Consider the following 25,945-nt stretch of genomic DNA (forward strand, 5'->3'; position numbering starts at 1 on the left):
CCTGCCGGACGCTTGATCGAGGATTGCAACGATGTTCAATGACTTGAGTCGCCTCGGTAAATACCTCGGTCAGGCCGCGCGCCTGATGGTCGGCATGCCCGACTACGACAATTACGTCGAGCACATGCAAACCAAGCACCCGGACAAACCGTTGATGGACTACGAGGCGTTCTTCCGAGAACGCCAGGAGGCCCGTTACGGTGGCAAGGGTGGGCCCAAGTGTTGTTGAGTTGAGGTGATGACTGTGGGAGCGAATTCGCTCCCACAGTTGTTTTTGGGCTGGTTTCAGGATTTGCATGCACCACAAATTTCTTGTGGCGAGGGAGCTTGCTCCCGCTGGCGTGCGAAGCAGGCCCCAGCGGTTCTTCAGGCCGACCGCATCAACTGGTCTTGCGACTGCTGCGCAGCCGAGCGGGAGCAAGCTCCCTCGCCACGGGTCGTTGTCTGGCTTGATTGCTTTATGAGTCAGTCCGCCAACAACACCGCCGCATCGAAGCCCACCCGCAAGTTACCCCAGTGACGGCCGCCGAAGAAGAACGGTACGTCGATCTCGGTCATGATTTCCCCGGTATCGCGCAGGTAGGTCTGCAGCAGGAAGCGCTGGACGTTGCCCGCCGCGCGCAGGCCGATCGGGTCGTTGAAGATCCGCTTGTTGCGGCAGACCGGCAAATCCACCGCACGGTCGCCGGTCGGTGGCTTGGAAACCCAGCTGTTGTTGACCGGGCAGTAGCCCTTCGTATCGACAATGAACGAAACCTTGCCGCCTGGCGTGCTGCGGGTGAGCTTGTCGCATTCTTCTTGGCAGACCCGGGCAAAGCGCTCGGTGTAGCTGGTCATGTATTGCTTGGGATCTGTACCCGGAATCAGTTTGTAGCTCTGGTCGAACAGGTTGAGGCCCTCGTCTTGCAGCGCCCCCAGACGCACCTGGAGCGTGTCGCGGCATTGGCTGGCGCGGGTGATGGCGGCGTCCAGCTTGCCGTGGCCGAGCACAAAGCGACCCAACAGCGTCTGGACCTTTTCAGCAACGCCGGACAGGTCGCGAGTAGCCGTCGCCGATTGCTGCATGCGCTGGTCGATGGACTGGCTATCGGCGTGGATCTGGGTGACCCGTTCGTTGATGCCGGTGTTGGTGTCGGCAAACTGCTGGATGTGGTCGGCGATGTCGGCGAGTTTGCCGTTGGTGGATTCGAAGTCGATGATCATGCTTTCGAAATGACCGGAGGCGCGCTCCACGACTTTCTGGGTTTCCCGGGCGCTGTGGCTGATCTGGGTCGTCTGCTGGTGGGTGGAGCTGACTTCCTGGAGCATCGCGTCGATGTCGCGCGAAATATCGTCGGTGGCGCGGCTGACGTTCTGCGCCAAGGTGCGCACTTCATCGGCCACGACGGCGAAACCACGGCCACTTTCCCCGGCGCGCGCCGCTTCAATGGCGGCGTTGAGGGCCAGCAGGTTGGTCTGGGCGGAAATTTGCTGGATCAGGCCGACAATCGACTTGATGCTCGAGGAACGCTGGTTCAAGGCATCCACCAGCGTGGCGAACTCGCCGAGGCTGGTGGAGATCTCGCTGATGTTACCGGTCACTTCCAGCAGCTCGGCGTAGGAATCACGGGCCATGCTCAGGTTCTGCGCGGTGGTCCCCGAAATACCCTGGGTCTGGCGCGAAACCTCTTCGATACGGCCTACGGCGGTGTTGCTCTGGTCCATCACTTCCTTGGCGAAGCGTGCCTGGTGGGTAGCGCTGTCGCTGGAGTCGCTGATGTTTTTCAGCGAGCGGGCCGACTCGACGGCGATGTGCACCGTCAATGCCTGGACGTTACTGATGATCTCGCGCTGCTTGGCCAGGAAACGGTTGCAAGTCGCGGCCAGGGTGCGGATCTCATCGTGGGTCACCAGCGGCAGGTCCTTGGACAAGTCACCTTCGCCATTGGCGATCTCTTCAAGGGCCTTGGTCATGGCCGTGACGGGGCGCACGATGAGGTGGCGGAAATACCAGACCATGAAGCTGATCATGCCGAACGTCAGGAACGCGCCGAAGAGCAAGGCATGAGTGAGGCTGTCGAGCCGCTCTTCGATTTGTCCCAGCAAAGCGCCGTCCAGTTGAGCGGTGCGCAACTGCAGCACAATGTCGGCGCGGGCACTGAGGGCCACCCAATACAGCAGGCCACTGACCAGGACCAGCAGGAAAAGGCTTGAGAGCTTTTTGGTGAGGGTATCGAAAAACTGCATCTCGATAGACTCATACAAGGCCTTTAACGTCTGCATCACTGCTCCAGGGAAAAAAGATTCGATGGCATACATTCGACCGATAGCGCCAAAGCTTTAGCGTATTCGGGCGATTTGATATCACTCTCGGATTCCGGTGCGTTTTGGCCCTGTCGCAGCAGTGGGGCAGGGATGTCAATACTCGGCGGATTGGATTAGACGAAAGTCGTACTAGCGCCTTGCCCAGCGACTGCTACGGTTTGTGTGGGAAAACAATAAAAACAAACGGGAGAACACCTCCATGTCCACTCAAAAGCAACAGGCTGCGCGTGCCTATTGGACGGAAAACCTACGCTGGATGCTGGTGCTGCTGGCCATCTGGTTCTTGGTGTCGTTCGGCTTTGGCATCTTGCTGGTTGATTCCCTCAACACCATCAGTTTCTTCGGCACGCCCTTGGGGTTCTGGTTTGCCCAGCAGGGTTCCATCTATGTCTTTGTGCTCGAGATTTTCTTCTATGTCTGGAAGATGAATCAGCTCGATCGCAAATATGACGTTCACGAAGACTGAGGCCGACGAGCATGGAAACCCAAACTCTGATCTACCTGTTCGTCGGCGCCTCGTTTGCCCTTTACATTGCGATTGCCATCTGGACGCGGGCCGGTTCCACCAGCGAGTACTACATTGCCAGTAAAGGCGTGCATCCCGTCCTCAACGGCATGGCCACCGGCGCCGACTGGATGTCGGCGGCCTCGTTCATTTCCATGGCCGGGATCATCGCCTTTGCCGGCTATGACGGTTCGGTCTACCTGATGGGATGGACCGGCGGCTACGTGCTGCTAGCGATGTGCCTGGCGCCGTACCTGCGCAAATTCGGCAAGTTCACCGTGCCCGAGTTCGTCGGGGCACGTTATTACTCGCAGACGGCGCGGGTGGTGGCGGTGATCTGCGTGATCTTCATTTCCTTTACTTACGTGGCCGGCCAGATGCGCGGTGTGGGCATCGTCTTTTCCCGTTACTTGGAAGTGGATATCAACACCGGTGTCATGATCGGCATGGCCATTGTGTTCTTCTACTCGGTGTTGGGCGGCATGAAGGGCATCACTTACACCCAGGTGGCACAGTATTGCGTAATGATCTTTGCCTACATGGTGCCGGCCATCTATATCTCGATGATGATCACCGGTAATCCAATACCGCAGTTGGGCTTTATCAGCGAAGTGACCGGCTCGGGGCAGAGCGTGATCGAGCGGCTTAACGGTCTGGGCGCCGAGCTGGGCTTCACCGCCTATACCGACGGCACCAAATCGACCACCGATGTGTTTTTCATCACCATGGCGCTGATGGTTGGTACGGCGGGCCTGCCCCACGTCATCGTGCGCTTCTTTACCACGCCTACCGTCCGGGATGCGCGCAAGTCGGCGGGCTACGCATTGCTGTTCATTGCCATTCTCTATACCACTGCACCGGCCGTGGCGGCCTTCGCCCGCACCAACCTGCTGACCTCCATCCCGAATATCAGTTACGCCACCGCACCGACCTGGTTCAAAGCCTGGGAAAATTCCGGACTGATTGCGTGGGCGGACAAGAACAACGACGGCATCATCCAATACGGCCCGGGGGCGGCTTTGGTTGGCGCGCCGAGTTTTACCGGCGAGCGCGGCGCACATGAGCAGCGGTTGCTCAAGAACCAAGTCTCGCCGGTGGCCAACGAACTGTATGTCGACAACGACATCATGGTCTTGGCCAACCCTGAAATCGCCGGCCTGCCGGGGTGGGTGATTGCATTGATCGCAGCCGGTGGCTTGGCGGCGGCGCTTTCGACCGCAGCGGGACTGCTGCTGGTGATATCCACCTCGATTTCCCACGACCTGCTCAAAAGCAACATCATGCCCAGGATCAACGAAAAGCAGGAGTTGCTCGCGGCACGTATTGCCGCCGGCGTGGCGGTGTTGATCGCCGGGTTGTTCGGCATCTATCCACCGGCATTCGTTGCCCAGGTGGTTGCGTTCGCCTTCGGGTTGGCGGCGTCTTCCTTCTTCCCGGTCATCGTCATGGGGATTTTCTCCAAGCGCATGAATCGTGAAGGGGCGATTGCCGGGATGATCGTCGGGCTGACGTTCACCTTCACCTATATCGTCTACTTCAAGTTCATCAACCCGACGATGAACACGGCTGAGCATTGGTGGCTGGGTGTATCCCCTGAGGGCATAGGCACGCTGGGGATGCTCTTCAACTTCCTCGCTGCCGTGGTGGTCTCACGCTTTACCGCGCCACCGCCGGAGCACATCCAGCATTTGGTCGAAGACATTCGTGTACCGAGGGGCGCCGGTGCCGCGGTCGACCACTGACCGGTAATCAGCGACACAAGGGGAGACAAGGGCGCCGGACTCACCATCCGGCGTCTTTTTGTGTGCGTTGAGTCAAGCGCGTAGATGTTAGAAAGATTTACTGGGAATGATTCTCAAAGTATATTCGCTCTCATTCACATCCCCTCCAGAGTGCAGTGTCTTGAATCGTTCCACCCCTCTCGCTTATCGCAATGCCCTCGTCAAATGTGTCTTGCCCGCGCTGTCCTGCTGTTTCATGGCGAGCCCCTTGAGGGCGCAGGACACCTTCGAACTGCCCACCACGGACGTGCAAGGCAGCCGGATCATTCAGGACGAAGGCTATACGGCGTCGCAAGCCAGCACGGCGAGCAAGAGCGATGTACCGATCAAGGAAGAGGCGCAGTCGATCAACGTGGTGACCCAGCAGACCCTGGTGGACTATCAGGTACGCTCGTTGGACGAAGCGATGAAATTCGTCAGCGGCGTCAGTCAGGGCAACACCTTGGGCAACTCCAGGGACTCGCTGGTCAAGCGTGGTTTCGGCACCAACGACGACGGTTCGATCCTGCGCGACGGTGTGCGCTCGAACCTGGGCCACAACTTCAGCGCCACCACCGAGCGGGTCGAAGTGCTCAAGGGCCCGGCGTCGATGCTCTACGGCGCGCTGGAACCCGGCGGGTTGATCAACGTCATCAGCAAGAAGCCGGAGTATAGCCAGAGCACCACGTTGAGCGGTTCGGCCTACAGCGAGGGCGGCGGCACCATGGCACTTGATACCACCGGGCCGCTGGGCGACACGGGCTTGGCCTATCGCCTGATCGCCGAGCGCGGCCATGAGGATTACTGGCGCAACTATGGCGTCAACGAAAGCACCCTGGTGGCGCCGTCGTTGGCCTGGACCGGCGAGCGGGCTTCGTTGAACTTGAGTTACGAGTACAACGAATATTCCAACCCGTTTGACCGGGGGACGATATTCACCGATGGGCATCCGGCCGACATCGACTATGACAAGCGCATGGATGAGCCTTGGGCCAAAAGTGTGGGGATTCGTGAGACGGCTACCGCGCGGTTCGAATATGAGCTGAGCGATGCGTGGAAGACGCGGGTGACATATGGCTGGAACAATGATCGGTACAGTCTTTCGATTGCGCAGCCGCGGCTGGTGAACAATGTTCTCCGGCGCGCCGCCAATGGCGCGCATTATGACGATGAAACCCGCTACGCCAGTTGGGATTTTATTGGCAAACAGGAACTGTTCGGCCAGCGTCATGACCTGTTGATCGGCGTCGATAATCAGGTGTCCGATCAATTCCGTGGCAAAACCTATCGCGGAGCTAATCAATTAGGTTTTGACCCTGCGGCACCGGTATACGGTGGACTGGGAGAGCCAAGCAGGGTCAGCACTACCGACAGTGACCTGCGAAACCAGTTGAATTCCAGCGCCGTGTACCTGAAAGACAACTGGCATCTGGATGACCGTTGGATTCTTGTATTTGGTGGTCGTTATCAGCATTACGACCAGTACAGTGATCAAGGTTTAGGCAGTGATTATGATGTCAATCGCGATGACAATGGCGACGCCTTCGTACCCTTTCTTGGTTTGGTTTACAAAGCCACCGAAACATTGTCGCTGTATGGCAACTACAGTGAATCGTTCAAACCCAATGATGTAGTCGACAGGGATCGCCGCACCTTCAAACCGGAAGAAGGCCGCAGCTACGAAATCGGCGCCAAATACGATCCGCTGCCTGGCTTGAACATCAATCTTGCCTTATTCGATATCGTCAAGAAGAACGTCGTGACCACCGTTGACGATGTTTCCGAGGCCGCCGGCAAAGTCGGCTCCCAGGGCTTGGAACTGGACATCACCGGTCGCCTCGCCGATCGCTGGGACCTCATCGGCACCTACGCCTATACCCACACGGAAATCCTCGATGACCCGAAAAATGAAGGTCACCGCTTGCCCGACGCCCCTAAGCACACCGCCAGCCTGTATCTGTCCCATCACCTGAACGTCCCAGCCGAATTCGGTGCCTGGCACGCTGGCGCCGGTGCTCGCTATGTCGGTGAGCGGGCCGCCAATGCTGCCAACGATTTCTGGCTCAGCAGCTACACCGTTGCCGACGCCTTCGTGCGCTGGGAATCGCCGGTGTTCGGTCACAAGACCTCGTTGCAGCTGAACGTCGACAACCTGTTCGACAAGCAGTACTACCCGTCGTCTACCGGCAGTGAGTTGCAGGTCAACGTCGGCGAGCCGCGTACCGCCAAGCTGAGCGCCAGCGTGACGTTTTAATCGTGACATCCTGATCAGAAGGCACCCACAAAAAATGCCCGGACTTCAAAATCCGGGCATTTTTTTCGCAGATCACTTTTCTTTAGTTCGCTGTCGCGAACAGTGCTGGCTTATAGCATCGAGCAGACGCACCTAAGCGCGCCCGCTGGATGGGCGGTTCGCACCCTTACGGGAATAAATCCCCTCGCCACAGATGAAACGTGCCTACAGTGAATGGGTATAAATTTCCCCTTTTCAGGGCATTTAAGGTTGCCGTCCCGCCTCGTTGCACCGATTCGACCCGTTTGTCGACCCGTCGCGGCGATTCGAAACAAACGTTTCAGCCTTCAAACGCCCTTGCGTCGCGAAATCGAAAGGAAATTTCGCTTTTTCGTCGTCCTGCGGCGGTTTTTCCAGCATTGTTTCGATCCATGGCACTTAGGCACAGCCTTTGCTTCGGCTCCGAGAGAACGAACCAGCGAGGTATTCGAGACGTAAACACAAGGGGGGCGCACGTCATCCAGACGCAACGGCCTTAACCAGAGACCCATGCCTATCGAGGTGCTCAGAAAAACAGGGCTCATAAAAACAAGGCAAGGCCAGACTTGGTGGAATGACGACGTAATAAGAAATGCCGTGTACGACACGGCTGGGAGTTGGCTATGCCCCACGCTTTTTTCAACGAAATGTATGACGCAAAGGGTGACTGCCGCCCGCATTACCAAGCTTTCTCGCGCTGGCTGGCGGACACGCCGCTGGAGCTGTTGGAGCAACGCCGGCGCGAAGCCGACCTGCTGTTCCATCGGGCGGGCATTACGTTCACGCTCTATGGCGACGAGCAGGGCACCGAGCGCCTGATCCCGTTCGACATCATTCCCCGCAGCATCAAGGCCAGCGAATGGCAGATGGTCGAGCGCGGCTGCATCCAGCGCGTCCAGGCCCTGAACATGTTCCTGGCCGATATCTACCACGGGCAACGCATTCTCAAGGAAGGCATCATTCCGGCCGAGCAGGTGCTGGCCAACGAGGGTTACCAGATCGCGATGCAAGGCCTGGACCTGCACCGTGGCATCTACGCCCATATCGCTGGCGTCGACCTGGTTCGCGACGGCGATGGCAGCTATTACGTGCTGGAGGACAACCTGCGTACGCCCAGTGGCGTGAGCTACATGCTCGAAGATCGCAAGATGATGATGCGTCTGTTCCCCGAGCTGTTCGCCGCCCAGCGCGTGGCGCCCATCGACCACTATCCGAATTTGCTGCTCGATACCCTCAAAAGCTCAAGTCCGTTGGAAAATCCGACCGCCGTGGTGCTGACGCCGGGGCGTTTCAACAGTGCCTATTTCGAACATGCCTTCCTGGCTCGGGAGATGGGCGTCGAACTGGTGGAAGGTGCGGACCTGTTCGTGCGCGATGACCACGTCTACATGCGCACCACCGCCGGTCCCCGGCAGGTCGATGTGATCTACCGTCGCCTCGACGATGCCTATCTTGATCCGCTGTCATTCAATCCCGATTCCATGCTGGGTGTGCCCGGGCTGATCTCAGTCTATCGTTCCGGCAACGTCGTATTGGCGAACGCGGTCGGCACTGGCGTGGCGGATGACAAGTCGATCTATCCCTATGTCGACGAGATGATCCGTTTCTACCTCACCGAAGAACCGATCCTGAAGAATGTGCCCACCTGGCAGTGCCGCAAACCACAGGATCTGTCCCATGTGCTGGCCAACCTGCCCGATCTGGTGGTCAAGGAAACCCAGGGCTCCGGTGGCTACGGCATGCTCGTGGGGCCTGCCGCCACCGCAGCGGAAATCGAAGACTTCCGCGCCCGCCTCAAGGCCAGGCCCGAGGCCTACATCGCCCAACCTACCTTGAGCCTGTCGACGTGCCCGACCTTTGTCGAAAGCGGCATCGCCCCGCGCCACATCGATTTGCGTCCGTTCGTGCTATCGGGCAAGGAGACCCGCCTGGTACCCGGCGGCCTGACCCGTGTGGCCCTTCGCGAGGGCTCGCTGGTGGTGAATTCGTCCCAGGGCGGCGGCACCAAAGACACTTGGGTAGTGGAGGATTAAGACATGCTTTCAAGAACCGCTTCTGACCTCTATTGGATGTCCCGCTATCTGGAACGCGCCGAGAACCTGGCACGCATGCTCGAAGTCAGTTATTCGCTGTCGCTGATGCCCCAGGCCGGGCGCAGCGATGGGCACGCCGAGCTGGCGATGTCGCTGTTGTCGGCCGGTACGCTGGACGATTACAACGCCCGTTATGACGCGCTCAACACCGAACGCATGCTGCACTTTTTTGCGCTGGACGAAACCAACCCCGGCAGTATCTATAGCTGCCTGCGTGCTGCACGAACCAATGCCCATGCCGTGCGCGGGCGTATCACCGCCGATATGTGGGAGAACATCAACGCCACCTGGTTGGAGATGCGCAACATCGCCAGCAACGGCCTGGGCCGCTACGGCATCAGCCATTTCTGCGAATGGGTCAAGGAACGTTCGCACCTATTCCGTGGCGCGACGTCGGGCACGATCATGCGCAACGACGCCTATTGCTTCATTCGCCTGGGCACCTTCATCGAGCGGGCCGACAACACCTTGCGCCTGCTGGACGCGCGCTACGAAATGTTCGGCGAGGAGTCGGAGGAGGTCAGCGACAATTCGGCCCGTGGCTACTATCAATGGAGTGCCTTGTTGCGGGCGCTGTCCTCGTTCGAGGCGTTCAACGAGATCTATCGCAACGCGCCCAATGCCGAGCAGGTTTCGGAAATGCTGCTGCTGCGAGCCGACGTTCCGCGCTCGCTGCACGCCTGCATCGAAGAACTGGACCATATCCTCGCCAGCCTGCCGGGCAACAACGGCCGTCCAGCCCAGCGCCTGGCCGCCGAGCTGAACGCGCGCCTGCGCTATTCGGGGATCGATGAAATCCTCGCGTCGGGCCTGCATCAATGGCTGACCGAACTCATCGGCCAGATCCGTCATCTGGGCCAGACCGTCCACGAGTCCTATCTGGAGGTGGTATGAAACTGTCCATACGCCACGACACGACTTACAGCTACGCCGATGAAGTCTGCACCAGCATCCAGTTCTTGCGCCTGACGCCCAAGGACAGCCAGCGCCAGCGGATTTTGCAATGGCACCTGGAATTGCCGCGCCTGGTGCGCAGTCAGCTCGACCCTTACGGCAACATTTTGCATGTGATGACCATGGACGAGCCTCACGGCGCCCTGGTGCTGACCGCTTACGGTGAGGTGCAAATCCACCAGGCGGTGGAAATGGAACCTGATAGCCAATCGCCGCTGCCGTTCCTGCGCACCAGCCACCTGACGCAGATTGATGACAACCTCAGCGCCTTTGCCATTGCCCAATGCGGAGCACGGCGCGATCGTTCGGCGCTGTCCGACTTGATGAACGGCCTCGCCGAGCGCATGCCCTACAGCCCTGGCACCACCGCCGTCAGCAGCACCGCCGCCGAAGCATTTGCCGGTGGCGCGGGCGTCTGCCAGGACCATACCCATGCATTCGTGTCCTGCGCCCGCAGCTTGGGCGTACCGGCGCGTTATGTGTCCGGCTACCTGTGCACCGAAGATGAAAATCACCTGGCCAGTCATGCCTGGGCCGAAGCCTGGCTGGGCGACGGCTGGTACAGCTTCGACGTGACCAACCGCCTGACCCGCCCCGACCGACACCTGAAACTGGCGGTCGGGCTGGACTACCTCGACGCCTGCCCGGTGCGCGGCATGCGTCGCGGCGGCGGGGCGGAGCAGATGCACGCGCGGGTGCAGGTGAGTTCGATGGTGCAGGTGCAGCATCAGTAATTCGTCTGTCGCAGTTAAGGCCAGATCGCGATGACTTTCGCCCGGGCAACCCAGAACCTGTCATCATCGCGCTTCGCAACACGCCCTTAATCGAGGAACAGCGCCATGGACGATGTACAGCAATTGGGCGAAATGCTCCGCCACTACGCCGACAGCGAAGCGCACAAGCAGCAACAGCACCAGGCCCAGTCCGCGGTCTGGGCTGAGCAGATCGAGGCGTTGTACGGGCAAATCGAGCAGTGGTTGGCGCCGGTCCTGGCGCCGAACCTCCTGGAATTGCGTCGTGAGGCGTATGTCGCTCATGGGCCGAGTGTTCCTGCCGAAACGTCCGGTTTCAAGACCCAGAAGCTGACGTTATCCATCACCGGCAAGCCGGTTGAGTTCGTGCCGGATGTGATGGGCGCGGGTGGGTTGATTTCCTTGTCGATCATTGGCCTGACCGCCACCCGCCACGGCAGCATTTCCCTGGTTTGCCAACCGCCATCGACACAGTGGCAATGGCGTCGGACCAACGGGTTGAAGGATCCGGATACGTTCGTTTTCGATGCGGGTTTTCTCGCCCAGCAGTTGCAGAGCCTGATACCGCGCGAGCGAGGCTGAATACACTAGAACCGGGCAAAACCCTGCGCATTGGCTATACCCTGATAACCCCAACCAAAAGCATCTCCTCCAAAATTGGTATCTGCCCGCAAGTAGGAAAAGGACACCCCCCGCCATTGGCGACCGAGACGGGGCTGGGGTCCCAGACTTTATAGACATTGACGGGGTCTTTTACAGTGAGCCGATGGGTCACGCCCGAACAAAGGAACGCGGGTTGAGAGTCGGTTCGATTGCAGTTGGGGAAATTGCGATGGGAGAGGGTGGTCAGATAGGCGGCGGTGGCAGGTCCATCGTGTATTTCCACACCGTTGATATGGGTGATTTCAGGTGGCTTTGTCGCAAGCGGCGTGCAACTGAATAGCAAGTCGATCAACAGCAGCCCATTGATCCTTGCATCAGTTGCCGCAGCTCTTTGCCCCTTCGCTGAGGTAACAAGTGTCTCACTGTGTCACTTCCTGATCGGATGCGACATAAGCGAAGGTGGCGCTTCCGGTAGCGCTACTGGCAGGCGTCACACGAATGATCGGCACGACAATTTTCGGATCGGTGGAGTTGTAGAAGTCGCGTTGGTTGTATCGAGCATCAGCCAACCCTGCGTTGTCGCCCCCCGCCACAAAAAAGAACGCCATGAGGGGAAACGTGTTAGGCCGCCCTGGCGTCCAGGTTTTTAGTATGACTTCGTTGTGCCCATTGAAGCCGGTCGCACCAATCAAGCCCTTGGCCAGCAACGACTGGTAGAACGCAGGCCCGGCGAGCTGATTGCGACCATCGCTGACATCAAAACCGCATTGGCGCAGATACGGCTGCCCTCCGGGGATGCTCCAGACGTCCGTCCACTGCTGCGCGGTGGTCACGCCAGCGTTCTGGCATAGTTGGCTTTGAACTGGATAATCCTTGTGAGGCCCGCATACCTCGGTCAAGCTCCGGTGCCAGCCCCACGCATCCATTGGATAGGCGCACAGATAGTCCAGGTCAATCTTGTCAGGCGGTGCGCCGAAGATAGGATAAAGGATATAGCCGTTGCCATGCCCCCATGCCAGCCTTCCAAAATTGACATCTGCCCGTAGATAAGAGAAGGATACGCCGCCACTGGCTATGGAGGTTGGGCTGGGGTCCCAGACTTTGTAAACTCCATTGGGGTCTTTTACCGTCACCCTCAGAGTGACACCCGAGCAAAGGAATGAAGGTTGGGAGTCAGAGCTATTGCAGTTGGCATATTTGCGCTCGTAAAGCGTGGTCAGAAAGGCAGCGGTCTCCGGCCCATTGATTACCAGGACCCAATCGAAGTTTGCGACGCTAGGCGGTGCCGTGGTGACTTGCGAGCAACCGAACATTAACGCGATTAACAGCAGACCCATTGATTTACGCACGGTACGTTCTCCTGCAGAGGAACAGCAGCGTCAGGTATTGATCGAGATGGTGGTCAAGTCGAAAGCCCGGGTCAGGCAATCAGTCTCAGAAGCCATGAAAAAATAATCGGCGTGTTGGTGTCGGTTTCCCTGAGCGTCCAGTTGACCATGATGGGGCGCCCCCGGTTTTCGGCTATCCAGGCCGGGGGCACGGCCAGGTCGGTCTGGCTGGTACCGGCTGTGATTCGGATTTCCTCGCCGTAACGTGTAGTCACGCCAAACAGGGCCGCTCGTGCGGTATGGGGTGTGAACAGCGCGGGATGGTAAGCCCTGAGATTGGTCTTGCTGTCGTTCAGCGTCGGCTCCCGTAGCGCGTATTTTTGCGGCGTGACCTTAATGTCCAGGCCTTTCGACGGGATATCCGCCGCCGTGCCAGGCAGCCTGACGGTATAGCGGATCTCTGCACCGGTACCGATGCAATCCACCACTTCGTTCCGGGGCACCTGGAAGTTCAGGGTCTGTCCGGCAAACGATACGGTCTGGACTTCGCTTCCGTAAGTCGAGTTACGCCCAAGCCAACTCACCTTTACCGTCTGCCCAGGAGCTGACCCGATGTAGTTCACTTCGACGTTGGCGAATTGAGCCTCGTAGAAGTCTCTTTCGAAGTTCAGGCGCTCGCCGTTGAGTTCCCTGGCCTCCACTACCCTGGGTTTTTTCAGGTCGAGTGCCGGTTGGCGAACATGCACATCGATGTTAGTGGTTCTAGACCATATCGCTTGTGGGCCGCTGGAGTTGCCCAGTTGATCGGTGACCCTGAACCGTAAGGCGAACCTGGGATTGTCTTGCCAGAAGTCGGCGGCTCTCAGAATGATCTCGACTCTGCCGGCAGCGGCCTCGTTGGCATTAACGGGGTACTCCATTTCCCGGCTGTCACGATCTAGTGTGATGACATCTCTTTCCCTCATGTAGGGGTAGCTGAGGGTCACGATCACCCCTTGGGCTGCCCTTGCCGCATCCACGCCGTTGGCGATGACGTCGGCGGGCAGGGCCAGAGACAGGTACGTGTTGTCGCCGGGTGTAGAGACCTCGCCCCCCGGCTGTGGTCGGTGGAACAGTACGGTCAAAGGCGACGATGTTACGGGAACTGTCTGGCCAACACGGAGTACGCTCAGGCGCATCTGGTTGATACCGTTGCTCAGCAAGGCATCCGGCAACGGGAACGTGAAATTTTGATTTTCTTCGCCCGGCAGAATGGTCTTGTTCAGGACGGGGATGTCGGAATTACCCAGCAACAGGCGGGCGTCGTCATAGGCGAAATGGTTGATCCAAGGCTCCACCAACAGGGGCAAGATCCCATTGGACAGTAAACGCAGCGGGACACCGCCGTGTGGGTTCGCTGGGTGCACAACCGACACCATCCCCAGGATGATGACAGGGTCAATTATCAGGATTTCTTTGTCTTCGTTCCGGCTGGTCATTTCGCGTGTTCCTGCTTGTTAAGGGCGATCAGCTTTATCGTCTTGGCGAGTTGTTCCATCAAACCTCCAGCAGCTAGCTTTCTCTACTGTCAAGTCTGACAGGTGAGCTAGAAACCCGACAAAAGGTAGCCATCGCTAGGGACTGGCTTGGGGGTTCATGCGCGTGATTCCAGCGTCTTGGCTCCAGGTGCTTTGGACCAATGGACGCGAAACGGACATCTAAGAATGGGTGCACCGCCGTAAAGTCAGGGTGCGACTTCAGGTAAGGGCGTGCCGTGGTTACAGCCTGCGGCCACGGTTAGGCTGTAGCCCACGTCGGGTCTCCATGGCTCAAGGTTCCATTGCGGCTTATCTCGAGCGGTGACAAGGTGGCAGATCAACTGATGCCGAAGTCCGTGGGTGTTGGTCCACAGGCGATTATTGGAATAGTCGCGAGTGAACTCGTCCCATAGATAAGCGGTTCCCTCCGGCGGTGTTCTTCTTGCGCAGGTTGTAGGCGTGATGGAGAACGACCATTCAAAGTCTCGATACATCCATTGTGCGCTTTCAATGTACTTGTCGCAGCGCTCGACGGTTTGTATGAAACTGTCGGCAGGTCTGGGCGCAGCCTGCGGTATTTGCTCTGCGCTGGTCGACCCCATATGCAGTATCAGGCCGATACTCAACAGCAGGGGCGGGCACGCGCGCGTCGTCGAATGACTGGAGTAATGCAATGAGGTATTCATGAACACCTTTGTCTGTTGGAACATAGGTAAAGAAGGCGCCACTGGCGCTGGTTAGTAAGACACCGGCGCGGAAGGGTGTGGGGCGTCCAGTTGCCGATGTTTTTTAATGCTAGTTAACTGGTCTGCAAGTTTATGAATGAACGATGCCGACCCTCCTGAACTATGGGTTAACGTTGATATGCCGAAAACTCCCGCTGCCATGTGCATACTTTCTCCATTTGGCAAGTGCCTCCATCTAACCTCTGGCGTTGGGCTTTGGCTACTGTCAGGTCTGACAGGTAGCTTGATAAAAATGGGATATTCCCATTCCGTTCGTCGCATTCCCTTGGCAAGACGGTTTTTTTGGAGCCACGTTTTATCTTTTTCTTATCGTTGGCTATACCTGTAGTTCCGCCCCCGTCAGGTGTGGCCTACAGGAGTGACAGCATGAAGTTCGCGTCTATGATCGGCACCGTTTGCATCGCCTCGCTCGCCTTGGCGGGGTGCTCCAGCAAGATCACCCAACCGGATGAATACTCCGGTTTCCTGGGTGATTACAGCCGGCTCAAGGAGGAGAAGTCGCCGTCGGGGGCTGCGGTGATGCGCTGGATCGATCCGAAGATCGACCTGGCCAAGTACTCCAGCGTCTATATCGAACCGACACAGCTTTATCCCAAGCCGCAACCTACGGTGAAGATCCCAGCGGCCACGTTGGCCGGAATCACCAGCTACTACGACCAGGCGCTCAAGCGCGAAGTGGGCCGCTCCCTGCCGTTGGCGACCAGCCCAGGGCCGGGGGTGCTGGTGGTGCGCGCCGCCATCACGGCCGTCAGCAGCAAGACCGAGGGATTGAAACCGTATGAAGTGATCCCGATCGCCCTGGTGGCCGCCGCGGTCAGCACTGCCAGCGGCATTCGCGACCAGGAAACCACGCTGGGCACCGAGGCGGTGTTCCTTGATGGCGGCAGCAACACGGCCATTGCCCAAGTGGTGCGCAAGGGCACGGGTAAGCCGTTGTCGAACGAGTCCCAGGTCATGAAGGCCGATGACGTCAAAGCTGTGATCGATGGATGGGCATCTGATCTTCATCAGTCATATGTGAAACTCAAGGCTGAATAACAGGTCCCTTCGCTCGTAGGATCCGTGAGTTTTTATGCGCAGGCATAGGTCGCGGATCCAATTCGTGGTTAACTCCGGCCTCATCATTTTCAAACCTGTCAGAAGGAATCCGTTCATGGCTCAAGTCACCCTCAAAGGCAATCCGGTCCAAGTCAACGGCCAATTGCCACAAGCCGGTTCCAAGGCGCCAGCCTTTTCCCTGGTTGCCGGCAATCTGTCGGACGTTTCCCTGAAGGATTTCGCCGGCAAGCGCAAGGTGCTGAACATTTTCCCAAGCGTTGACACCCCAACCTGCGCCACCTCCGTGCGCAAATTCAACGCCCAGGCCAACGAGCTGAACAACACCGTGGTGCTGTGCATCTCCGCCGACCTGCCATTCGCCCAAGCGCGTTTCTGCGGTGCCGAAGGTCTGGAAAACGTTCAGAACCTGTCGACCCTGCGCGGTCGCGAATTCATCGAGAACTACGGCGTTGCCATCGCCGACGGCCCGCTGGCCGGCCTGACTGCTCGTGCCGTGGTCGTGCTGGACGAAAACGACAACGTGCTGCACAGCGAACTGGTCAAGGAAATCGCTGAAGAGCCGAACTATGACGCTGCGCTTGCTGCTCTGAAATAAGTGGCCTGAAATAAGCCGTCACCAATAAAGTATTTATTACAATTGTTAACGGTCTGGCCTGTCCAGGCCGTTTTCATTTTTGTTTCAAGGCTTTAGCCGACTTAGCGGAACGTAAGCCAAAGGTAAATTGCCGGTAAAGGCGCTTTGCTAAAACCTCGCCAGTGCTTATCGTTCAGCCTCCCGTAAAAGAAGCCCACGCGCCCAATGGTTGACCATTCAATGCAATCCTCTGTATCCCGCAACTCCCGTCGCTGGTTATTCGGCCTGTTCGTCGTCTTGGTCGTCGCGCTGCTGGCCTGGAAGTTCTGGCCCGCCGGCACCGATCAGAAAGCCGGGGCCGGGCAGAAAGCAACCGCTGGTCAAACGGGACGAGCGGGCGGCATGCGGCCCGGATTTGGTGGGGCGACCGGACCGATTCCGGTACGGGTGGCGCCAGCAGCCACGGGGGATTTTCCGTTGTACTACAAGGCGCTGGGCACGGTGACGGCGCTCAACACCATCAACGTGCGCAGCCGGGTGGGCGGCGAGTTGGTGAAGATTGCCTTTGAAGAAGGGCAAATGGTCAAGGCCGGGGATCTACTGGCTGAAATCGACCCCCGTCCGTACCAGAACGCCTTGCTCCAGGCCGAAGGCACGCTGCTGCAGAACCAGGCTCAATTGAAGAACGCCCAGGTCGACCTGGAGCGCTATCGCGGCTTGTACGCCGAAGACAGTATCGCCAAGCAGACCCTCGACACCGCCGCTGCGTTGGTGGGTCAGTACCAAGGCACGGTCAAGACCAACCAGGCGGCGGTCAACGACGCCAAGCTCAACCTGGAATTCACCAAGATCCGCGCTCCGATCACCGGTCGCGTAGGCTTGCGTCAGTTGGACGTCGGCAACCTGGTGGCGGCCAACGACACCACGGCCCTGGCGGTCATCACCCAGACCCAGCCGATCAGCGTGGTATTCACCCTCCCGGAAAATAGCCTCGAAACCGTGCTGGCCCGCTACCGCAGCGGGGCGAAACTGCCGGTCGAGGCGTGGGACCGGGGCGACGTCAAGCTCCAGGCCAGCGGTGTGCTGCAAAGCCTGGACAACCAGATCGATGTGACCACCGGCACCTTGAAGTTCAAGGCCCGCTACGAAAACCGCGATCAATCGTTGTTTCCCAACCAGTTCGTCAACGTGCGCCTGCTGGCCGACACGCTCAAAGGCGTGGTCCTGGCGCCGACCGCTGCGATTCAGTTCGGCACCAACGGCACCTTCGTCTATGCCCTGGACGGCGACAAGAAGGTCACCATCAGGAAGCTCAAGGTCGGCGCCAGCGATGGCGAGCACACGGTCGTTACCGAAGGACTGGCAGCCGGCGACCGGGTAGTGCTCGAAGGCACCGACCGCTTGAAGGAAGGCAGCGAAGTGGAGGTGGTCAACGACAGCCAGGACGTGCCGACCACGCCGACCGGGCACCTGCAAGGCAAGAGCGCCGCGGCCCCGACTGAACCGGCCGTGGCCGATAAGGCGAAAAAGGGCGGCGCATGAATTTCTCGCGGCTGTTCATTCTCCGCCCGGTCGCCACGACCCTGAGTATGCTGGCCATTGTCCTGGCCGGCCTGATCGCCTATCGGCTGCTGCCGGTGTCGGCGTTGCCCCAGGTCGATTACCCGACCATCCGCGTGATGACCCTGTACCCGGGCGCCAGCCCCGATGTCATGACCAGCGCCGTGACCGCGCCCCTGGAGCGGCAGTTCGGGCAGATGCCGGGCCTGACGCAGATGGCGTCCACCAGTTCCGGCGGCGCCTCGGTGATTACCCTGCGCTTCAGCCTCGACGTCAACATGGACGTCGCCGAGCAGCAAGTGCAGGCCGCGATCAACGCCGCCACCAACCTGTTGCCCAACGACCTGCCGGCGCCGCCGGTGTACAACAAGGTCAACCCGGCGGACACCCCGGTGCTGACCCTGGCGATTACTTCCAAGACCATGCTGTTGCCCAAGCTCAATGATTTGGTGGATACGCGCATGGCGCAGAAAATCGCCCAGATCAGTGGCGTCGGCATGGTCACCATTGCCGGCGGCCAACGCCAGGCCGTGCGGATCAAGGTCAACCCCGAGGCCCTGGCGGCCGCCGGCCTTAACCTGGCGGACGTGCGCACCCTGATCGGCGCTTCCAACGTCAACCAGCCCAAGGGCAATTTCGATGGCCCGACCCGGGTCTCGATGCTCGACGCCAACGACCAGTTGACCTCACCCAAGGACTACGCCGAACTGATCCTGGCCTACGCCAATGGCGCGCCGTTGCGGCTCAAGGACGTGGCACAGATCGTCGATGGCGCGGAAAACGAACGCCTTGCGGCTTGGGCCAACGAAAACCAGGCCGTGCTGCTGAACATCCAGCGCCAGCCCGGGGCGAACGTCATCGAAGTCGTCGACCGGATCAAGGCCCTGTTGCCGAGCATCACCGACAACTTGCCGGCCGGCCTCGACGTGACCGTGCTCACCGACCGCACCCAGACCATCCGCGCCTCGGTCACCGACGTGCAACATGAGCTGCTGATCGCTATCGCCCTGGTGGTGATGGTGACGTTCCTGTTCCTGCGTCGGGTCAGCGCCACCCTCATTCCTTCGGTGGCCGTGCCGCTGTCGCTGATCGGTACGTTCGGCGTGATGTACCTGGCCGGTTTCTCCATCAACAACCTGACGCTGATGGCGCTGACCATCGCCACCGGTTTCGTGGTGGACGACGCTATCGTCATGCTGGAGAACATCGCCCGTTACATTGAGGAGGGCGACAGCCCGATGCAGGCGGCGCTCAAGGGTGCGAAGCAGATTGGCTTCACCTTGATTTCCCTGACCCTGTCGCTGATCGCGGTGTTGATCCCGCTACTGTTCATGGCCGACGTGGTTGGACGTTTGTTCCGTGAGTTCGCCATCACCCTGGCGGTGGCCATCCTGATCTCGCTGGTGGTGTCGCTGACCCTGACGCCGATGATGTGCGCCCGATTGCTCAAGCGCGAGCCCAAGGAAGAAGAGCAGGGCCGCTTCTACCGCGCCAGCGGAGCCTGGATCGATTGGCTGATCGCGGCCTACGGACGGAAATTGCAGTGGGTGCTCAAGCATCAGCCGCTGACGTTGCTGGTGGCCTTGGGCAGTCTGGTGCTGACGGTGGTGTTGTACCTGGCCGTGCCCAAGGGCTTTTTTCCGGTACAGGACACCGGCGTGATCCAGGGCATTTCCGAAGCGCCGCAATCGATATCCTTTGCCGCCATGAGCGAGCGCCAGCAGCAATTGGCCAAGGTCATCCTCACCGACCCAGCGGTGGAAAGCCTGTCGTCGTACATCGGCGTCGATGGCGACAACGCCACGCTCAACAGCGGGCGTTTGCTGATCAACCTCAAGCCCCACAGCGAACGGGACGACAGCGCTACCGAGATCATCGCTCGCTTGCAGCCGCAGCTGGACCGTTTGGTGGGCATCCGCCTGTTCATGCAACCGGTGCAGGACCTGACCATCGAGGACCGGGTCAGCCGCACCCAGTATCAATTCAGCCTGTCGTCACCGGACGCCGAGTTGCTCAGCCTGTGGAGCGGCCGTCTGGTCGAGGCCTTGGCCCAGCAGCCGGAACTGACCGATGTCGCCAGCGATTTGCAGGACAAGGGCTTGCAGGTTTACCTGGTGATCGACCGCGACGCCGCTTCGCGCCTGGGCGTGTCCGTGTCGAACATCACCGATGCGCTGTACGACGCTTTCGGCCAGCGCCAGATCTCCACCATCTACACCCAGGCCAGCCAGTACCGGGTGGTGCTGCAAGCCCAGGCCGGCGAACGGATCGGTCCCCAGGCCCTGGACCAGATACACGTCAAGACCACCGATGGTGGGCAAGTGCGGTTGTCGAGCCTGGCCCGGGTGGAAGAGCGCCAGGCGCAACTGGCTATTGCCCACATCGGCCAGTTCCCGGCGGTGATGATGTCCTTCAACCTGGCGCCGGGCGTTGCCCTCGGGCACGCCGTCGATGTGATCGAAAAGGTCCAGCAGGACATCGGCATGCCGGTAGGCGTGCAGACCCAGTTCCAGGGCGCGGCCGAGGCATTCCAGGCGTCGCTGTCGAGCACGTTGCTGCTGATCCTGGCAGCGGTGGTGACCATGTACATCGTGCTGGGGGTTTTGTACGAGAGCTATATCCATCCGATCACGATTCTCTCCACGTTGCCGTCGGCGGCCATCGGCGCCTTGCTGGCGTTGATCCTCAGCGGTAATGACCTGGGCATGATCGCGATCATAGGCATCATCTTGCTGATCGGCATCGTCAAGAAAAACGCGATCATGATGATCGACTTCGCCCTGGACGCCGAACGCAACCAGGGCCTGGATCCGCAGACGGCCATCTACCAGGCCGCGCTGTTGCGCTTTCGGCCGATCCTGATGACCACCCTGGCGGCGCTGTTCGGCGCGGTACCGCTGATGCTCGCCACCGGCTCCGGCGCCGAACTGCGCCAGCCGTTGGGTTTGGTGATGGTGGGCGGCTTGCTGGTCAGCCAAGTGCTGACGCTGTTCACCACGCCGGTGATCTACCTGTATTTCGACCGCTTGGGGCGGCGCTTTGCCCGGCCTGAGGCGAAAGAGGTGGGGGTATGATGGCAGCGTCCAGACTCCGCGAGTGCTTTTCGTGGCGAGGGAGCTTGCTCCCGCTGGGTCGCGCAGCGGCCCCTTTTGTGAGCGCTGCGCACTCAAGCGGGAGCAAGCTCCCTCGCCACAAAAGCCTCGCCAATTCTTGTGGCCGGTGTCTTGATGTCTGGGGTGGCGGCCGATGAACCTCTCCGGCCCCTTCATCCGTCGCCCGGTAGCAACCATGCTACTGAGCTTTGCCATCATGCTGCTCGGCGGCGTGTGCTTCGGCCTGCTGCCGGTTTCGCCATTGCCGCAGATGGACTTCCCGGTGATCGTGGTCCAGGCCAATCTGCCGGGGGCCAGCCCCGAGGTGATGGCCTCCACGGTGGCGACGCCGCTGGAGCGCTCTTTTGGCGCCATCGCCGGCGTCAATACCATGAGCAGCCGCTCCAGCCAGGGCTCCACGCGGGTGATCCTGCAATTTGATCTGGACCGCGACATCAACGGCGCCGCCCGCGAGGTGCAGGCCGCCATCAACGCCTCGCGCAACTTGCTGCCCAGCGGTATGCGCAGCATGCCGACCTACAAGAAGGTCAACCCGTCCCAGGCGCCGATCATGGTGTTGTCGCTGACCTCGGACGTGTTGGAGAAAGGCCAGCTCTACGACCTGGCTTCGACGATCCTGTCGCAGAGCCTGTCCCAGGTCTCGGGCGTTGGTGAAGTGCAGATCGGCGGCAGTTCCCTGCCAGCGGTGCGTATCGAACTGGAGCCGCAGTTGCTCAACCAGTACGGCGTGGCTTTGGATGACGTGCGCACGGCCATTGCCGACAGCAATGTGCGCAGGCCCAAGGGCTCGGTCGAAGACGACAAGCGGATGTGGCAAGTCCAGGCCAATGACCAGCTGGAAAAAGCCAAGGACTACGAAACACTGATCATCCGCTATCAGGACGGTTCGGTGTTGCGGCTCAAGGACGTCGCCAAGGTCAGCGACAGCGTCGAGGATCGCTATAACAGCGGTTTCTTCAACAACGATGCCGCCGTGCTGCTGGTGATCAACCGCCAGGCCGGCGCCAACATCATCGAGACCGTCAACGAAATCAAGAACCAGCTGCCGGCGTTGCAAGCTGTGCTGCCGGCCAGCGTCAAGTTGAACCTGGCCATGGACCGCTCGCCGGTCATCAAGGCCACGCTGCACGAGGCGGAAATGACCCTGCTGATTGCCGTGGCGCTGGTGGTGCTGGTGGTATTCCTGTTCCTCGGTAACTTCCGCGCTTCGCTGATCCCGACCCTGGCGGTGCCGGTGTCGCTGGTGGGCACGTTCGCGGTCATGTACCTCTACGGGTTCTCCCTGAACAACCTGTCGCTGATGGCCTTGATCCTCGCCACGGGGCTGGTCGTGGACGACGCCATCGTGGTGCTGGAGAACATTTCCCGCCACATCGACGAAGGTGTGCCGCCGATGAAGGCCGCTTACCTCGGTGCCGAAGAGGTGGGCTTCACTTTGCTGTCGATGAACGCCTCGCTGGTGGCGGTGTTCCTGTCGATCCTGTTCATGGGGGGGATTGTCGAGAGTCTGTTCCGCGAGTTTTCCATCACCCTGGCCGCCGCCATTGTCGTCTCGCTTATCGTCTCCTTGACGCTCACGCCGATGCTCTGCGCTCGCTGGCTCAAGCCTCACGTGCCGGGGCAGGAGAATCGCCTGCAGCGCTGGAGCCATGGCCTCAACGAGCGAATGGTCCGTGGCTACGCGCGCACGCTCGATTGGGTGCTGCGCCATCGACGCCTGACCTTGTTGAGCCTGCTGGTGACCATCGGCGTGAACATCGCGTTATACGTGGTGGTGCCTAAAACCTTCATGCCGCAACAGGACACCGGCCAATTGATCGGCTTTGTGCGCGGTGACGACGGGCTGTCGTTCAACGTCATGCAGCCGAAGATGGAAATCTTCCGCCGCGCGGTGCTCAAGGACGAAGCGGTGCAGAGCGTGGCGGGATTCATCGGCGGTAACAACGGCACCAACAATGCCTTCATGCTGGTGCGCCTCAAACCGATCAAGGAGCGGGGGATTTCCGCGCAGAAAGTCATTGAGCGCCTGCGCAAGGAAATGCCCAAGGTGCCCGGCGGCCAATTGATGCTGATGGCCGACCAGGACCTGCAATTTGGAGGCGGTCGCGAGCAGACCACCTCGCAATACTCCTACATTCTGCAAAGCGCCGACCTGGCCTCCCTGCGCGAGTGGTACCCCAAGGTTGTCGCCGCTTTCCGCGCCCTGCCGGAACTCACCGCCATCGATGCCCGTGATGGTGGCGGGGCGCAGCAAGTCACGCTGATTGTGGACCGCGACCAGGCCAAGCGCCTGGGTATCGACATGGACATGGTCACGTCGGTGTTGAACAACGCCTACAGCCAGCGGCAGATATCCACGATCTACGACAGCCTCAACCAGTACCAGGTGGTGATGGAGGTCAACCCCAAATACGCCCAGGATCCCAAGACACTCGAGCAGGTCCAGGTCATCACTGCCGACGGGGCGCGGGTCCCGCTGTCAACGATTGCTTATTATGAAAACAGCCTGGAAGACGACCGGGTCAGTCATGAAGGGCAGTTCGCTTCCGAGGGCATTTCCTTCGATATGGCCGAAGGCGTCACGGTGGAGCAGGGCACGGCCGCCATTGAGCGGGCCATTGCCAAGCTTGGGATGCCGGAGGACGTCATCGCGAAGATGGCCGGCACTGCTGATGCCTTTGCTGCCACCCAGAAAAGCCAGCCGTTCATGATTCTCGGGGCGTTGCTGGCGGTGTACCTGGTACTTGGCGTGTTGTATGAGAGCTACATTCATCCGCTGACCATCCTGTCCACCTTGCCCTCGGCGGGGGTGGGCGCGTTGCTGTCGATCTACGTGCTGGGCAGTGAATTCAGCCTGATCTCGTTGCTGGGCCTGTTCCTGTTGATTGGCGTGGTGAAGAAGAACGCGATCCTGATGATCGATCTTGCGCTGCAGCTGGAGCGCGCCGGCCAGACGCCGCTGGAGTCGATCCGCAGTGCGTGCCTGTTGCGGCTGCGGCCGATCCTGATGACGACGCTGGCGGCGATCCTCGGCGCCTTGCCGTTGTTGCTCGGCGGTGCCGAAGGTTCGGAGATGCGCCAGCCGCTGGGCCTGACCATCATAGGCGGGCTGGTGTTCAGCCAGGTCCTGACGCTTTACACCACCCCGGTGGTCTACCTCTATCTCGATAACCTGCGCCATCGCTTCAACCGCTGGCGTGGGGTGCGCACTGATGCTGCCCTGGAAACTCCGCTATGACCGACCGTTCGCTTTCCAACCTTGCCGCACCGCTGGCGACTGCCCGTGGCTCGCGGGTACTGAGCCTGGCGCTGTGCGTGGCGATGCTCAGTGCTTGCGCGATCGGCCCGGATTACCAGCGTCCGGCCGCCGCCGCACCTGTGCAATACAAAGAGGCCCAGGGCTGGCGCCAGGCCAACCCCAGCGACGCCCTGGCCCGTGGCGCCTGGTGGGAGCTGTACGCGGATACCCGACTCAATGAACTGGTGGAGAAGCTCAACGCCTCCAACCAGACCGTGGCCCAGGCCGAGGCCCAGTATCGTCAGGCCCAGGCACTGGCGCGCAGTGCCCGTGGGGCGTTTTTCCCGACGGTGGACCTTTCCGTCGGCAAGACCCGCTCCAGCCAGGGCACCGGCAGCAGCAGTTCGAGCCTGAGCAGCTCCTCCAGCGGCATTCGCGACACCTACAGCGCCCAGGCGGGCGTGAGCTGGGAAGCGGACGTCTGGGGCAAATTGCGCCGCACCCTGGAGGCCGACGAGGCCAGCGCACAAGCCAGTTTTGCCGATCTGGCGGCGATGCGCCTGAGCCAGCAATCGGAGCTGGTGCAAAATTATTTGCAGTTGCGGGTGATCGATGAGCAGAAGCGCTTGTTGCAGACCACCGTCGACAATTACCAGCGCTCGCTGAAGATGACCGAAAACCAGTACCGCGCCGGGGTGTCCGGCAAGGACGCGGTGGCCCAGGCGCAAAACCAGCTCAAGACCACCCAGGGCGACCTGATCGATCTGATCTGGCAGCGGGCCCAGTTCGAAAATGCCATTGCCGTGCTGATTGGCCTGCCTCCGGCCGAGTTCAGCCTGGCCGAAACCCAGGACATTCCGACACTGCCACAAGTGCCGGTGGCGCTGCCTTCGCAGTTGCTCGAGCGCCGTCCGGACATCGCTTCGGCGGAACGCTCGGTCATGGCCGCCAACGCCAATATTGGCGTGGCGAAGGCCGCCTATTATCCAGACCTGACGCTGAGCCTGAGCGGCGGCTACAGCAGCAGTACCTACGACAACTGGGTGAGCGTGCCGAACCGTTTCTGGTCGGTGGGGCCGCAATTGGCGATGACCCTGTTCGACGGCGGCCAGCGCTCGGCGGAAGTCGACCGCAGCGTCGCGGCCTACGACCAGACCGTGGCGACCTATCGGCAGACCGTGCTCGACGGGTTCCGTGAAGTCGAGAATTACATGATCCAGCTCAAGGTGCTCGAAGATGAGGCTCGCGTTCGCCAGGAAGCGCTGGATGCCGCTCGTGAGTCCCTGCGCCTGACGCAGAACCAATACCGGGCGGGGTTGATCGGCTACCTCGACGTCGTGACCGTCCAGGCCACCGCCCTGAGCAACGAACGCAGTGTGCTTAGCTTGCAACAGAGTCGGTTGATCGCCAGCGTGCAGTTGATCGCCGCGTTGGGCGGCGGGTGGGATGGGCAGTTGCAGGCAAGCGACAAACCATAATCGCGTCAGGCTTTTGTGGGGGGATTCGCTGGCCACCAGTCCCGCTTTTGGCCGATGCACTGCCTACGTCCTTTCACGCTGGCTTGTTA

At 60.1% G+C, this 25,945-nt stretch carries 18 protein-coding genes; 14 read left to right on the plus strand and 4 right to left on the minus strand.

All coding sequences use genetic code 11. The annotated features are described in order from the left end of the window. Positions 1–31 precede the first annotated feature (31 nt). Positions 32–229 carry a YbdD/YjiX family protein gene (locus tag HU762_RS17290; RefSeq protein WP_003201656.1) on the plus strand — a complete coding sequence of 66 codons (198 nt, stop codon included), beginning with the start codon at positions 32–34 and terminating at the stop codon, positions 227–229. A gap of 236 nt (positions 230–465) precedes the next feature. Here HU762_RS17290 and HU762_RS17295 read toward each other — a convergent pair whose 3' ends face one another. Beyond that, on the minus strand, positions 466–2,262 hold the full coding sequence (locus HU762_RS17295) for a methyl-accepting chemotaxis protein (protein WP_186639061.1): 1,797 nt from the start codon (positions 2,260–2,262) through the stop codon (positions 466–468). A gap of 241 nt (positions 2,263–2,503) precedes the next feature. On the opposite strand from HU762_RS17295, the gene HU762_RS17300 reads away from it, so the two are divergent. From HU762_RS17300 to HU762_RS17330, 7 genes are all read left to right on the plus strand, one after another. Continuing rightward, positions 2,504–2,770 (plus strand): DUF4212 domain-containing protein, encoded by a 267-nt coding sequence (locus tag HU762_RS17300; protein ID WP_186639063.1) that lies wholly within the window; start codon positions 2,504–2,506, stop codon positions 2,768–2,770. A gap of 11 nt (positions 2,771–2,781) precedes the next feature. Beyond that, positions 2,782–4,551, plus strand: a complete 1,770-nt coding sequence (locus HU762_RS17305) for a sodium:solute symporter family protein (RefSeq protein ID WP_186639064.1) — start codon at positions 2,782–2,784, stop codon at positions 4,549–4,551. A gap of 160 nt (positions 4,552–4,711) precedes the next feature. Continuing rightward, entirely contained in the window at positions 4,712–6,823 is a 2,112-nt protein-coding gene (locus tag HU762_RS17310) for a TonB-dependent siderophore receptor (RefSeq protein ID WP_238340398.1), read from the plus strand. A 641-nt stretch (positions 6,824–7,464) separates the two neighbouring features. Next, entirely contained in the window at positions 7,465–8,874 is a 1,410-nt protein-coding gene (locus tag HU762_RS17315) for a circularly permuted type 2 ATP-grasp protein (RefSeq protein ID WP_186639067.1), read from the plus strand. A 3-nt stretch (positions 8,875–8,877) separates the two neighbouring features. After that, complete coding sequence (locus HU762_RS17320; RefSeq protein WP_186639069.1) at positions 8,878–9,828, plus strand: alpha-E domain-containing protein; 951 nt, start codon at positions 8,878–8,880, stop codon at positions 9,826–9,828. Next, positions 9,825–10,622, plus strand: a complete 798-nt coding sequence (locus HU762_RS17325; RefSeq protein ID WP_186639070.1) for a transglutaminase family protein — start codon at positions 9,825–9,827, stop codon at positions 10,620–10,622. Before HU762_RS17320 ends, HU762_RS17325 begins: the two co-directional genes overlap by 4 nt. 105 nt (positions 10,623–10,727) lie before the next feature. Continuing rightward, positions 10,728–11,222 carry a hypothetical protein gene (locus HU762_RS17330; RefSeq protein ID WP_186639072.1) on the plus strand — a complete coding sequence of 165 codons (495 nt, stop codon included), beginning with the start codon at positions 10,728–10,730 and terminating at the stop codon, positions 11,220–11,222. A gap of 440 nt (positions 11,223–11,662) precedes the next feature. Here the strand turns inward: HU762_RS17330 and HU762_RS17335 are convergent, their stop codons facing one another. The 3 genes from HU762_RS17335 to HU762_RS17345 all read right to left on the minus strand — a co-directional run bounded on the left by HU762_RS17335 (position 11,663) and on the right by HU762_RS17345 (position 14,774). Next, on the minus strand, positions 11,663–12,592 hold the full coding sequence (locus HU762_RS17335) for a halovibrin HvnC (RefSeq protein ID WP_186639074.1): 930 nt from the start codon (positions 12,590–12,592) through the stop codon (positions 11,663–11,665). A 71-nt stretch (positions 12,593–12,663) separates the two neighbouring features. Further along, complete coding sequence (locus tag HU762_RS17340) at positions 12,664–14,049, minus strand: hypothetical protein (protein WP_186639075.1); 1,386 nt, start codon at positions 14,047–14,049, stop codon at positions 12,664–12,666. A gap of 245 nt (positions 14,050–14,294) precedes the next feature. After that, a complete protein-coding gene (locus HU762_RS17345; protein ID WP_238340399.1) occupies positions 14,295–14,774 on the minus strand; it encodes a DUF2599 domain-containing protein in 480 nt (159 codons plus the stop codon). 426 nt (positions 14,775–15,200) lie between these two features. Between HU762_RS17345 and HU762_RS17350 the strand changes: the two genes are divergently transcribed. From HU762_RS17350 to HU762_RS17375, 6 genes are all read left to right on the plus strand, one after another. Beyond that, a complete protein-coding gene (locus HU762_RS17350; protein WP_186639078.1) occupies positions 15,201–15,872 on the plus strand; it encodes a DUF3313 domain-containing protein in 672 nt (223 codons plus the stop codon). A gap of 115 nt (positions 15,873–15,987) precedes the next feature. After that, positions 15,988–16,488 carry a thiol peroxidase gene (tpx, locus tag HU762_RS17355; protein WP_186609969.1) on the plus strand — a complete coding sequence of 167 codons (501 nt, stop codon included), beginning with the start codon at positions 15,988–15,990 and terminating at the stop codon, positions 16,486–16,488. Positions 16,489–16,692: 204 nt separating this feature from the next. After that, on the plus strand, positions 16,693–18,009 hold the full coding sequence (locus tag HU762_RS17360; protein WP_186639080.1) for an MdtA/MuxA family multidrug efflux RND transporter periplasmic adaptor subunit: 1,317 nt from the start codon (positions 16,693–16,695) through the stop codon (positions 18,007–18,009). Beyond that, positions 18,006–21,101: an MdtB/MuxB family multidrug efflux RND transporter permease subunit gene (locus HU762_RS17365; protein WP_186639082.1), complete on the plus strand. Its 3,096-nt coding sequence runs from the start codon at positions 18,006–18,008 to the stop codon at positions 21,099–21,101. Before HU762_RS17360 ends, HU762_RS17365 begins: the two co-directional genes overlap by 4 nt. 172 nt (positions 21,102–21,273) lie before the next feature. Then, positions 21,274–24,378 (plus strand): efflux RND transporter permease subunit, encoded by a 3,105-nt coding sequence (locus HU762_RS17370; protein WP_186639084.1) that lies wholly within the window; start codon positions 21,274–21,276, stop codon positions 24,376–24,378. After that, positions 24,375–25,856, plus strand: a complete 1,482-nt coding sequence (locus HU762_RS17375) for an efflux transporter outer membrane subunit (protein ID WP_186639085.1) — start codon at positions 24,375–24,377, stop codon at positions 25,854–25,856. The genes HU762_RS17370 and HU762_RS17375 overlap by 4 nt, the downstream gene beginning before the upstream one ends. Positions 25,857–25,945: the final 89 nt, after the last annotated feature.

The sequence above is a fragment of the Pseudomonas sp. SWRI92 genome (assembly GCF_014268685.1).
GTDB lineage: Bacteria > Pseudomonadota > Gammaproteobacteria > Pseudomonadales > Pseudomonadaceae > Aquipseudomonas > Aquipseudomonas marvdashtae.

Bases quoted from the DNA above. Each gene is read 5' to 3' on its own strand.
- HU762_RS17295 (WP_186639061.1), bottom strand. From the start codon at position 2,262: ATGCAGACGTTAAAGGCCTTGTATGAGTCTATCGAGATGCAGTTTTTC.
- HU762_RS17315 (WP_186639067.1), top strand. From the start codon at position 7,465: ATGCCCCACGCTTTTTTCAACGAAATGTATGACGCAAAGGGTGACTGC.
- HU762_RS17350 (WP_186639078.1), top strand. From the start codon at position 15,201: ATGAAGTTCGCGTCTATGATCGGCACCGTTTGCATCGCCTCGCTCGCC.
- HU762_RS17305 (WP_186639064.1), top strand. From the start codon at position 2,782: ATGGAAACCCAAACTCTGATCTACCTGTTCGTCGGCGCCTCGTTTGCC.
- HU762_RS17330 (WP_186639072.1), top strand. From the start codon at position 10,728: ATGGACGATGTACAGCAATTGGGCGAAATGCTCCGCCACTACGCCGAC.
- HU762_RS17360 (WP_186639080.1), top strand. From the start codon at position 16,693: ATGGTTGACCATTCAATGCAATCCTCTGTATCCCGCAACTCCCGTCGC.
- tpx (WP_186609969.1), top strand. From the start codon at position 15,988: ATGGCTCAAGTCACCCTCAAAGGCAATCCGGTCCAAGTCAACGGCCAA.
- HU762_RS17375 (WP_186639085.1), top strand. From the start codon at position 24,375: ATGACCGACCGTTCGCTTTCCAACCTTGCCGCACCGCTGGCGACTGCC.
- HU762_RS17290 (WP_003201656.1), top strand. From the start codon at position 32: ATGTTCAATGACTTGAGTCGCCTCGGTAAATACCTCGGTCAGGCCGCG.
- HU762_RS17365 (WP_186639082.1), top strand. From the start codon at position 18,006: ATGAATTTCTCGCGGCTGTTCATTCTCCGCCCGGTCGCCACGACCCTG.
- HU762_RS17370 (WP_186639084.1), top strand. From the start codon at position 21,274: ATGAACCTCTCCGGCCCCTTCATCCGTCGCCCGGTAGCAACCATGCTA.
- HU762_RS17325 (WP_186639070.1), top strand. From the start codon at position 9,825: ATGAAACTGTCCATACGCCACGACACGACTTACAGCTACGCCGATGAA.
- HU762_RS17340 (WP_186639075.1), bottom strand. From the start codon at position 14,049: ATGACCAGCCGGAACGAAGACAAAGAAATCCTGATAATTGACCCTGTC.
- HU762_RS17320 (WP_186639069.1), top strand. From the start codon at position 8,878: ATGCTTTCAAGAACCGCTTCTGACCTCTATTGGATGTCCCGCTATCTG.
- HU762_RS17345 (WP_238340399.1), bottom strand. From the start codon at position 14,774: ATGAATACCTCATTGCATTACTCCAGTCATTCGACGACGCGCGCGTGC.
- HU762_RS17300 (WP_186639063.1), top strand. From the start codon at position 2,504: ATGTCCACTCAAAAGCAACAGGCTGCGCGTGCCTATTGGACGGAAAAC.